The following is a 10,986-nucleotide window of genomic DNA, read 5'->3' on the forward strand; positions in this document are numbered from 1 at the left end:
AGCGCGGTGTTCAGGTTATTGGATGTTCTGTAGATTCAAAATGGAGTCACTTTGGCTGGAAGAATACTGATATTAACAATGGCGGTATAGGCGATATACAATATCCCATTCTAGCCGACATTGATAAAAATATTGCACGGGCTTATGACATCCTAAAGGGTTCAACACCTGCCACAGTTCTGACTGATGATGGTGAAGAAGAAACAACTGTGGGCGGAGATGTAGCACTACGGGCTTCCTTCCTCATCGATGAAGAGGGTATCATTCGTCATGCTGTCATTAATGATCTACCACTGGGTCGTAACATTGATGAAATGCTACGTATGGTCGATGCCTTAACCTTCAACCAGGAGCATGGTGAAGTTTGTCCGGCAGGTTGGCAAGAAGGCGATGATACAATGCAAGAGAACTTCGCAGGCGTAGCATCCTACCTGGAGAAAAACGCAGAACAGCTCTAAACAAACATCTCCTCCAAGACAAAAAAAGCTCCGAGACAATCGGAGCTTTTTTTTGTAACAAATATTCTGATCAGATTAAACCGTCATAATATCTTCTTCTTTGGCTTTAACTGCATCATCTATTTCTTCGATATACTTATCAGTCATTTCCTGAACATTACTGGTAGCTCTTTTTGAGTTATCCTCTGATATCTCATGTTCTTTTTCAGCTTTTTTAAGCTTATCATTCGCATCACGCCGAACATTACGGATGCCGATCCGGCCTTCCTCAGCCAGTTTATGCAGGTGCCGAATCAGCTCAGTTCTGCGTTCATCTGTTAAAGCCGGGATTGGAATTCGGATCACCACACCATCATTGGCGGGGTTAAGCCCAAGGTCAGCGGTCATAATTGCTTTCTCGATCTCACCTGTAAGGCTTTTCTCCCAGGGTTGAATGACAATCAAGCGTGGTTCCGGGACATTGATATTGGCAACCTGATTTAAGGGGGTCAGATTACCATAATATGAAACTTTGATATGTTCTACCAAAGTAACTGATGCCCGGCTACTTCGTAAACCGCTAAACTCATGTTTGGCGTGTTCAACTGACATTTGCATTCGGTGATCTACATCTTTAAACAGTTCATTAATCATATTTTTCCTCCAACTACAGATCCAATGGCAGCGCCTTGCATCACTTTTAACAAATTTCCTGGAATTTCCATATTAAACACATGAACTGCAAGTTCATTCTCACGGCATAGTGCAAAAGCTGTTTGATCCATTACTCTAAGATTTTTACTGATCACCTCATCAAATGAGAGCTTGGAGAGAAACTCGGCATTGGGGTCCTGCTCAGGATCTGTTGAATAGATCCCCTCAACCCGTGTGCCCTTTAAAAGCACATCTGCATTGATCTCAACACCACGTAAAGCCGCTGCTGTATCAGTGGTAAAAAATGGGTTTCCAGTACCGGCAGCAAAAATCACGACCTTACCGGCTGATAGATCTTCCAATGCTCTGCGTTGCGTAAATGGTTCGGCGATCTGATGCATCTCAATGGCAGTCAGTACGCTGGATTTCATACCAAATCGCTTAATTGCATCACCAAGTGCAATGGCATTAATGACCGTAGCCAACATCCCCATATGATCGGCAGCGACCCGGTTCATCTCTTTTGCTTTTTCTGAGAGACCACGAAAGATATTTCCGCCACCTATGACGATACCAACTTCAACACCCAGATCAACCACAGTGGCCAGATCAGAAGTCATTTGGTCTAACACTTCAGTACTAATAGAAAGAGCCGAATCACCTGCAAGCGATTCGCCACTTAATTTAAGGAGTATACGCTTGTAGATCGATCCGGCTGACATTTTACCGCCTGTATTTAAATTGTTATTCTGCGCTGGCGTCAGACTCCCCGATAGCAAAACGCTGGAAGCGGGTGATTGACATATTTTCGCCGAGTCCCGAAATGGCTTCATGCATAAGATCAGTGATAGTCCTTTCAGGATCCTTAACAAAGGGTTGTTCCATCAACACAACTTCTTTGTAATATTTCTCAAGGCGACCAGTGATAATCTTTTCAACAATGTGTTCTGGTTTACCTTCATTCAGAGCCTGAGCTTTAAAGATTTCTGACTCCTTATCAAGAGCGGTCGTAGAGACTTGCTCGCGATTCACAACTTCAGGAACGGCTGCGGCTACATGCATGGCAATGTTATGACCTAATTCCTGGAACTGCTCGGTATTGGCCACGAAATCCGTTTCACAGGCGATCTCAACCAAAGCGCCTAATTTACCGCCAGCATGAATATAGCTGAAGATCAGCCCTTCTTTGGTAGCGCGTCCACTTTTCTTGGCAGCTTTAGCAACTCCTTTTTTGCGAAGCACATCAACTGCCTCACCAATATTTCCATTGGCTTCGGTCAATGCTTTTTTGCATTCCATCATACCAACGCCTGTCTTATCACGCAGCTCTTTTACCGCAGCAGCTGTAATAGTCATTCTAGATCTTCTCCAGGTTAAAAAATTAAATATTTAGGCAGTGACTTCTTCAGTCTCTTTTACTTGAGAAATGCCTTTAGCTTCCATGATCGCATCAGCCAGTGTTCCCATAAGCAAGCGAATGGCCTGAATGGAATCATCGTTGGCCGGGATCGGAATATCAACATTGCGGGGATCAGTGTTTGTGTCAACAATAGCAATGATCGGAATCTCCAGTCGCAAAGCCTCGGCAATAGCGATAGTTTCTTTACGTGCATCAACAACGATCACAACATCAGGCAAACGGCGCATATCTTTGATACCACGGTGCTGGGTTTGGAGACGATTGCGTTCCCGAGACCGCATCAGCAGTTCTTTTTTAGTCAGAGTCTCAGCGATCCCGCTGGTTTCATCCTTCTCAAGTACATGCAATCTTTTGATCGATTTTTTAATAGTCATGAAATTGGTGAGTGTTCCACCTAACCAACGCTCCGTAACATGGAACATTCCACAACGATCAGCTTCTTCTTCCACCACTGTCTTGGCAGATTTTTTGGTGGCAACAAAAAGAATGGATCCACCTTTTTTCACGGTAGAGCTAACCAGCTCAATGGCTTTGTTTAACTGCTCAATGGTTTTATACAGATCAATGATATGGACACCATTTTTCTTGGTGAAAATATATTCTTCCATATTTGGATTCCAGTTACTGGTCATGTGACCAAAATGGGCTCCGGAAGCGAGCAGATCTTCTAATGAAATATTACGCATTAAAACTCCTGAAAAAACTATTAACGTTTCGAGAACTGGTAGGCTTTACGAGCTCCAGCCAAACCGTATTTTTTACGCTCTTTCTTACGAGCATCACGGGTAAGCAGACCAGCTTTCTTAAGCACCGGACGCAACTCACCGTTATCGTTCTGCAATGCTTTGGAAATACCGTGGCGGATAGCATACGCCTGACCTGATAGACCACCACCATTCACATTGATTGAGATATCATAACGACCACTATTCTCAGTCAAGTCAAGTGCTTCGTGAACGATCATTCTCAGAGTTTTCCGGCCAAAATAGTCATTCAGCTCACGGTCATTTACTTTAATAACACCTTTACCGGGCTGCATATAAACACGTGCAATAGATGTTTTACGTTTTCCGGTGGCATAAAATGTCGTAGTAGTACTCATTGGGGATTAACCTATCTCGAGAGGTTTGGGTTGTTGGGCTTCATGAGGATGTACATCACCTGCATAAACCTTCATTTTCTTGATCTGAGCGCGTCCCAGACGATTGTGTGGCAACATTCCCTTCACGGCATGTTCAAGAATCCGCTCGGGATGCTTTTCACGCAACTGCTTCAATGAGGTAAAACGTGCGCCGCCAGGATACCCACTATGGCGAAAATACGTTTTCTGCTCTTCTTTATTACCCGTAACCCGAATCTTTTCAGCGTTTGTTATGATCACAAAATCACCGTTATCAAGATGGGGTACAAATGTTGGCTTATGTTTTCCCCTGAGGATCTGAGCTATTCTTGTAGAGAGCCGTCCCAGAGTCTTGTCTGTGGCATCTACGATCCACCAGTCTCGCTCGATCTCACTTGCTTTAACATTATACGTTTTCAATTCTTTTCCTTCTCATTCTTAACTCCAGACCACCTACGGTCCGGAAAAAGCGACGTAATCTAACCGGCACCCTGTGGCATGTCAAATATAATTTCCCAATGAAAATATTGTGAATATTCAGGTACTTGCGCCAGTTTTTAGCTTCACTTCAAAAGTCGTTCCTATTCCAGGAACCGACTCCACACTAATATCGCCATGGTGATATTCTCTGACGATCCGTTCAACCAAGCTCAGACCAAGACCCCATCCGCGTTTTTTAGAGCTCCAACCCGGTCTAAAGATATTTTTATGATCCCTTAGTGGGATGCCCTCCCCATTGTCGATCACCAGGATCTTCGTCCATTCTCCACTTTTAATTACTTTGACCTGGATCGTTCCCTGATCCTTTTTAATGGCATCGACTGAATTCTTAAGCAGATTTTCGATAGCCCATCCAAACAATTCACTATGGGCCATAACCCGGATATCTTCTTCGCATTCAAACTCTACCCGGATTGATTTACCCCATTGTGGTATGCGACGTTGTACATATCCGAGTACCGGCTGGATCAATTCTGTGGCTGAAAGACTGACTAATTTTACGCCGGCTCCAATCTTGGAGAACCTTTCGGCAACCTGGTTCAAACGTTGCAGGTCGCGATCCATTTCATCAATGATCTGGGTGGTTGATTCGGACTGTTTTTCTTCCTTCAGCAACTCGATCCAGCCCATAAGTGAAGATAGAGGCGTCCCCAATTGATGCGCCGTTTCCTTGGAGAGTCCAACCCAGATCCCCCTCCGCTCGGCTTTACGAATAAACTGAAAACCTGCGAACCCAAGCAGAATGAACCCACTAATGATCCCAAACTCGATAAGGGGAAACCACCGGAGTGCCTGGATCAGCTCGGAATCTTCATAGTGGATGAGCATGACAGTCTCACCGGAAAACTCTACAGGAACCGGTGTGTTTTTAAAGTCCATCCTGATCAAAGTGCTCTGGATCAGCTGTTTCTGATCATCTAAACTCAATTCTTCATCAAATTCAAGTGTATGATCCTGTATGTGATAATTGACCAAATCTGGTCCTCGAGTCAGGATCATGGGAAAATTGATCGCTCGTATAACACGCTCCATGATCTCTTCAAACTTTTTGCTAACCGGTTTTCCAAAGTGGATCAGCATGATCTCCTGTTGTAAATACTTTACCGGGATCGCTTCATTCAAGCTATCCATTTCAGCCACTACACTCAGGAGGTATCCCGATAACGCCGATCGGTTGATTGTTTCAGGAATATCAATATTTCGATAGGCATAGATCACATGCTCCCCGCCCTCGAAAACAGTTATAATGATGGGAAAACTAATATTCTTGATGATCTGATTAAACGCAAAATCCATGCTGGGAGAATCAGCAGACAAAGCACTAGCGTACAGTTTGGCATTATAACTAATGAATTGCCTCTGCTCTTCCTGATAAGCCTTACTCTGCAGGTCTGCCGCCAAAGCATTTGCCAGCAAATTTGAATTGTATTTTAGAAATTTAAGATTGTCTGCCCGTAATTCTCTGACCAGCCAATTCGTGTATAATAAGGATACAGTAATGATCAGAATCGCCAAGACAAACAGTCCCAGCTTTATATTCGTTGTGGATCTAAAGTCACGCATTAGTCACGGACGGATGCAGTCTTTTTCTGATAAATAATAAATCCCACAAGCCCTATCAATATCAGAATGGACAGAAGCGTGATTCGGAACCCTGCTGTCACAGCGGCAGGAGCATATACAAAGTTGATCTCATGCTTGCCTGCCGGTATCTGCAGACCCCGGATCAATTCATTTGTCTGATAAACTTCCAGTTCAGTTTCACCATCGAGATAGGCTTTCCAGCCCCCTGAGTAATACACTTCACTGACAACCAGAAATCCATCTTCATCGTTATCGGTTGCAAGGGTCAACGCTTGAAGCGATCGATCTTTCACAGCGACTTGTCCTATACCATACTGATGTTGCTGAAGATTGCTCTCCGAATCCAAAACGTTGGCGACTTCCCGGGGTAGTGCGGTCATTCTTTCCATGTTTTCGCTGATTGCTTGACTCGAATTTGCAGTATTTACCTGAGAGACGAACCAGGCTTTGGGATAATCATCAGTAAACTCGTAGATCAAGACCTGGGCTCTTTGGCCACGAACCACATGCCATTCCAGCCCAACCTTTTTAAACAGGGGATCCTGCAGAGGGTAGGGTGAAACAAGATATTTTACATTCATATTGCGTAGAACATCCAGATGTCTCTTTCTGAGTACTGGATCCACCTGTTCTATTGCTTTCGGTACAGCTCCATTGGTTGTCTGAGAGTAATATTTCAGTACAAATGTTTTTTCCAATCGGGTTGAGTTTAAAAAATCCTGAAGCACTTTTAGTTTAGCCGGACTATAGCCGCCAATCGACTCCAGGCCATGCAAAGCCCAGATATTGGAGCTGAACAGGCTAGCCACTGGAAAGATACGACCCGGGTTTTGGCGAGTAAGGTTCTGTAATTTTAGAATGGCGGGACTTAGTTGTTCAGCGGCTTTTACACGATTAGCCGGCACTGCCTTATCTGTGAAGCGTAGATCAACATGTCCCAGATCCAGAACCAGTAGAGCCAAAAAACCTAATGTCAGGACAGATCCCTTTATTTTGTTTGAAAAATAAACCCAGATCAGGCTCAGAGCCATGGTCCCGAAAAGCAGACTTTTTACCAGACTGTCATAAAACATATCTACTCGAGGGCCTGATAATGTTGGATGGGCTTTCGGGGAGGCAGCCAGGGAGCTTAAAAAGGCACTGCTCAAGGTACCCTTAAAGAGAATGACGATCAGCAATAATCCACCAATAACACCAGTTGCGATGAGAGTCTTACGCGCCAGATCACGCTTTTTCTCATCCGAAAGGTTGAGAAGCGTGTAAAGACCAAGAGCAGCCAATAAAGCAGCCATTAATTCAACCAGAATAAGGATCATGGATGGAACACGGAATTTATTAAAGAACGGCAAGAGCTTGAACAAAACATCATAAAAATAGGGCCAATAGCTGCCAAAACTCACCAATAGACCTAGAAAAATAACGCTGAGCAGGTACACTTTTTCCTTGAGGTGATCCTTATTGAAAAATGCTGCAACCATGAGAATCAGCAGGGTCAGACCCACATAATCCGTATGTTCAGTAAAGGGTCGCCCACCCCAATAGGTCTGTCCACCGAATCCAAACCAATCCGAAAAGAATAACGCGAGAAGTTCATAGGGCGGGAATGACCAGCTCGTAGCATAACCATATTCTAATCCACCACTGGCACCCCCACCTCGAATAGAGTGGGCAGCGTAAGCAAGAGAGGGAATGTACTGGACAGCAGCCAACCCAATCCCCAGCAATAATCCGCCTGCCAAATAGGCTAAGGAAAGAGGAAAACCTCTCCAGTCCTTGCTACGGACCCTAAAGAATGCCTGGATCACCACGTACCAGCCGACAGCCATCCATCCATAATAAGCGACTTGTACATGTCCCCTTTGAAATTGAAATCCAGCTACGATGGCCAGAATCAATAGTCCTATCAGATCAGGTTCATCAAATATGCGTTTTGCTGCATAAATAAGCCAGGGCAGGTAAGCTGCTGTCATCATCTGTGATCCGTGACCGGCTGACATCATGACGATAAAGAAGGGAGTCATCATAAAAGCCAAACCCCCAAAGATAGCAGTTAAAAAATTGACTTTCAGATGTCGCAATAGCGTGAATGCTCCCATGGCGGCCAAGAGATAATGCATCAACATGGTCCAGGTTGGTGGAACTCCGATCTTATTTATCAGGCCTATAATGAAATTGGGGAAGTATATCCACTTGGTAAACATCATGCTGCTGAAAGCCGGCATACCGGAAAATATATAGGGTTGCCAGAGTGGGTAATCTCCAGTTTCATCCATGTAAATATTCAATTGATTTGTCATCCCCCTGGCAGCAGTAGTGTCACCTCCTCCAAAGACATAACCTTTCAGAAAAACTGAAGAAAATAGAACGATGAGTATAATCAGAAAAATCGCTGCCGCTTTTACAAAATCATTTTTTAAATATTTTTCAAGCATATCAGGCCTTTATTGTCTTGAATATTTAGAATAATTAATTGGACATGAGGTATTACCTCGACACACCTCGTCTATGCATTGAAACTAAGTAAGTGATTGCATATGAAAAATTATTTTTAAAACTAATATGCATCAAAAGATTTTCCCAATGTGATGTGAGCGTAATTATTTTTGAACCAACAACACTAAAGAAGACTAATTATTCTTTCTGCTGCATCTCCATCACCATAGTGGTTGGACCAGCTATGTGGCTCGGGAAATTTCTGTACATATTGTTGAATTTTATCAAGCTCATCTCCAACCAGATAATTCCACCCATCTCTAACCGTTTCAATCCACTCTGTTTCACTTCGCACAGTCAGACAATGCGTTTTGTGAAGATAGGCTTCCTTCTGGACGCCACCTGAATCAGTGATAATTAGTTGAGAATACTTCTCTAACATCATCATGTCCAAATATCCAACAGGCTCAATGATACGAATATCCCCATCGATACTTTTAATCAGTGAATCTACTCGATTTTTACTTCGGGGATGGACTGGAAAGATAACTGGATCACCAGCACTGGAAACTGCTTGTAGGATTGCCCTGAGACGCTCATTACTATCGGCATTGCTAGGTCTATGAATCGTCATTAAAATAAATTTCTTTGTCATCTCGAGCTGATCAAGTATGTTGGATTTTTGTTCAGCAACAATGGTATAGGTTTGAAGAGCATCCACCATCACATCCCCCACAACGTGAACCCCCTTTACAATTCCTTCCAGCTTAAGGTTATCAACAGCCACCTGGGTCGGGACAAATAGGTAGTCTGATAGTACATCCGTCACGATTCGATTGATTTCCTCAGGCATCTGACGATTGTAAGAGCGGAGACCAGCTTCAATATGAGCAATTTTAATGTGCAATTTCGCAGCGGCCAGTGCTCCAGCCACAGTTGCATTTGTATCACCATAAACGACCAGATAATCCGGTTGTTCTTTGATCAGTATTTCCTCGATCCCGATCATTGAAGCTGCTGTCTGTTCGGCGTGAGTACCAGAGCCAACACCCAGATCATAATCCGGTCTGGGAATCTCCATCTCTTCAAAGAAGATCCGAGCCATATTATCATCGTAATGTTGACCGGTGTTAACCAGGATCTCAGTGTGACCAGCCCCCCGCATGGCTTTGGATATCATGGATGCTTTTACAAATTGTGGCCTTGCGCCAATGATCGTTACAATTTTCAATTTATTTCAGTTCCTTTGACCGTGAATCAAACGTTGTCAGATGCAAGTTGGGCGGTGTAAGTATCCAAATCAATTTTCACTTCCTTCGACCACCACTTTCCGAGCTCACCAATCGTTGCAAACCAGGGGTCTTCCTGCTGCACCAATTCCAACACTCTTTTATACACATCCCAAAATCCAGGTCTGTTGATCGTATGAGGATGCCAGGACAGGTTTAACACTCCCCCGACTTCCTGCACAGCATCCAGCATTAGTTTTACATATTCGACAGATGTGTCAGCATCAAGTCGTAATCCTTTTTCAGAAAGCATGAGGGCGCCATCTTGAACAGTGAGGGGAATATGTAAAAGGTCAATTTTTTCATTTGTCTCTAAATTATAACTCGAAAAGGGATAGCTGGTTCCCCTGCGAAATCCAACATTATCATTGAATCCCAACGTGCTATCAACCTTAAATCCAGCTAACGACTGAGTCTGTGGTGTTTTCATAGGATTGTACTTTAAAAAATGTTGACGAACACTTTGAATATCATGACCCACAATGTTTTCCACTTGCCGTTTTTGAGAGATCATCTCCTCAAGATTATTATGAGTATGCCATGAAGGGTGTAAACCAATCTCCCACCCTTTTGAATCCATCATTCGCATTAATTCTGCGACACTTATCAACTCACCCCGGAAGTGAATGGTCTGGTCATATTTATACATGCAATCTGAGTTATGAGGTAAAGTAACCGTCTCTGGAGCAAAGAAGAATGTTGAACGTGCACCGACTCCTTCTTCCAGGTCAAGCCAATTCTCGAAATCACACAGGCGATCCGGTCTTCCGATGATCCCGCGCAAAGCATTTAGTTTGTGGATCAAAATCCAGCGTAACACTTCACCCAGCGGTCGCTTTGAATCGTTTTTTAATAATTTCAAGATGCTCCGAACATTCTGGCTGAGATTAAACTCTGAGACAGCATCCACGTCATGAGTCAAGCAAACAGCAAACTCTTTCCCTTTTGGCCAGATTGGTTTGCCATGTTCCTGTACCCAGGCCTGATCGATGACAGGTCGGTAGATATCACCACTCTGATTCAGGGGGTTAAAGGCAAAGTCAGGCACTCCAAATTCTTTTGAAGGTGGCTCGTAGACACCCTGCAATAGCTTACGATAGTTTTGTTTTCTAATGGTGGTCACCCAATTAGCCTCGATGTATATGGACGTCCTTCTTTGATAAGATCAGTGATATACCAATGTTGGTTTTCCCAAAGATTCTGGTCTGTGTTAACCTCATCTGAGACATACACGAATATTTGGGTCGGCCGATTATTATGATCTGACTTTTTGATCGAAAACAGTTCCTTGAAATCAATAAGTTTAGAATCACGTAAGATATCAATGAGAAACTTATTCTTACTGGCAGTGTAACATTTGATCTGAGAATAGTGTTGTTTATGGCTCTCATCCTTTAAACGTTCAATCAGCCTCTTAAATATTGAGATATTTTTATTCTCAGCTAAAATGTCGATGATGTAGATGATTCTATCTTGGATGGTATAGATAATGTATCCTTTAAGAATATTAGCCTCGTAGTAGCAAAGATAGTAATGCGTGAGATAGGG

Annotated in this window: 12 protein-coding genes; 1 reads left to right on the plus strand and 11 read right to left on the minus strand. The window is 43.4% G+C overall.

Annotated elements, in window-relative coordinates; all coding sequences use genetic code 11:
* Window positions 1-458: redoxin domain-containing protein (locus U9Q77_09425; GenBank protein ID MEA3287578.1), on the plus strand; the 458-nt coding region annotated here is incomplete at its 5' end.
* A gap of 75 nt (window positions 459-533) precedes the next feature.
* On the opposite strand, the gene frr is transcribed toward U9Q77_09425, so the two are convergent.
* The 11 genes from frr to U9Q77_09480 all read right to left on the minus strand — a co-directional run.
* The gene (gene frr, locus U9Q77_09430; protein MEA3287579.1) at window positions 534-1,091 is read right to left on the minus strand and encodes a ribosome recycling factor; all 558 of its coding nucleotides are present in this window, start codon (window positions 1,089-1,091) and stop codon (window positions 534-536) included.
* Window positions 1,088-1,813, minus strand: a complete 726-nt coding sequence (gene pyrH, locus U9Q77_09435) for a UMP kinase (GenBank protein MEA3287580.1) — start codon at window positions 1,811-1,813, stop codon at window positions 1,088-1,090. The genes frr and pyrH overlap by 4 nt, the downstream gene beginning before the upstream one ends.
* A gap of 22 nt (window positions 1,814-1,835) precedes the next feature.
* On the minus strand, window positions 1,836-2,447 hold the full coding sequence (gene tsf, locus U9Q77_09440; protein MEA3287581.1) for a translation elongation factor Ts: 612 nt from the start codon (window positions 2,445-2,447) through the stop codon (window positions 1,836-1,838).
* A gap of 33 nt (window positions 2,448-2,480) precedes the next feature.
* Complete coding sequence (rpsB, locus tag U9Q77_09445) at window positions 2,481-3,197, minus strand: 30S ribosomal protein S2 (protein MEA3287582.1); 717 nt, start codon at window positions 3,195-3,197, stop codon at window positions 2,481-2,483.
* Window positions 3,198-3,217: 20 nt separating this feature from the next.
* Window positions 3,218-3,613 carry a 30S ribosomal protein S9 gene (gene rpsI / locus U9Q77_09450; GenBank protein ID MEA3287583.1) on the minus strand — a complete coding sequence of 132 codons (396 nt, stop codon included), beginning with the start codon at window positions 3,611-3,613 and terminating at the stop codon, window positions 3,218-3,220.
* A gap of 6 nt (window positions 3,614-3,619) precedes the next feature.
* The gene (gene rplM / locus U9Q77_09455) at window positions 3,620-4,051 is read right to left on the minus strand and encodes a 50S ribosomal protein L13 (protein ID MEA3287584.1); all 432 of its coding nucleotides are present in this window, start codon (window positions 4,049-4,051) and stop codon (window positions 3,620-3,622) included.
* 117 nt (window positions 4,052-4,168) lie between these two features.
* Window positions 4,169-5,695: a HAMP domain-containing sensor histidine kinase gene (locus tag U9Q77_09460; protein MEA3287585.1), complete on the minus strand. Its 1,527-nt coding sequence runs from the start codon at window positions 5,693-5,695 to the stop codon at window positions 4,169-4,171.
* A complete protein-coding gene (locus tag U9Q77_09465; protein MEA3287586.1) occupies window positions 5,695-8,148 on the minus strand; it encodes a hypothetical protein in 2,454 nt (817 codons plus the stop codon). The genes U9Q77_09460 and U9Q77_09465 overlap by 1 nt, the downstream gene beginning before the upstream one ends.
* Before the next feature lie 185 nt (window positions 8,149-8,333).
* A complete protein-coding gene (gene wecB, locus U9Q77_09470) occupies window positions 8,334-9,380 on the minus strand; it encodes a UDP-N-acetylglucosamine 2-epimerase (non-hydrolyzing) (protein ID MEA3287587.1) in 1,047 nt (348 codons plus the stop codon).
* A 26-nt stretch (window positions 9,381-9,406) separates the two neighbouring features.
* Window positions 9,407-10,561: a polysaccharide deacetylase family protein gene (locus tag U9Q77_09475; GenBank protein ID MEA3287588.1), complete on the minus strand. Its 1,155-nt coding sequence runs from the start codon at window positions 10,559-10,561 to the stop codon at window positions 9,407-9,409.
* Window positions 10,558-10,986, minus strand: a 429-nt coding sequence (locus U9Q77_09480) for a hypothetical protein (protein MEA3287589.1), incomplete at its 5' end; no start/stop codon positions are given. The genes U9Q77_09475 and U9Q77_09480, both read right to left, overlap by 4 nt.

The sequence above is a fragment of the Candidatus Neomarinimicrobiota bacterium genome (genome assembly GCA_034716895.1).
In the GTDB taxonomy this organism is placed as follows: Bacteria; Fidelibacterota; UBA8477; order UBA8477; family JABMPR01; genus JABMPR01.

Bases quoted from the DNA above. Each gene is read 5' to 3' on its own strand.
- frr (MEA3287579.1), bottom strand. From the start codon at position 1,091: ATGATTAATGAACTGTTTAAAGATGTAGATCACCGAATGCAAATGTCA.
- pyrH (MEA3287580.1), bottom strand. From the start codon at position 1,813: ATGTCAGCCGGATCGATCTACAAGCGTATACTCCTTAAATTAAGTGGC.
- tsf (MEA3287581.1), bottom strand. From the start codon at position 2,447: ATGACTATTACAGCTGCTGCGGTAAAAGAGCTGCGTGATAAGACAGGC.
- rpsB (MEA3287582.1), bottom strand. From the start codon at position 3,197: ATGCGTAATATTTCATTAGAAGATCTGCTCGCTTCCGGAGCCCATTTT.
- rpsI (MEA3287583.1), bottom strand. From the start codon at position 3,613: ATGAGTACTACTACGACATTTTATGCCACCGGAAAACGTAAAACATCT.
- U9Q77_09460 (MEA3287585.1), bottom strand. From the start codon at position 5,695: ATGCGTGACTTTAGATCCACAACGAATATAAAGCTGGGACTGTTTGTC.
- U9Q77_09465 (MEA3287586.1), bottom strand. From the start codon at position 8,148: ATGCTTGAAAAATATTTAAAAAATGATTTTGTAAAAGCGGCAGCGATT.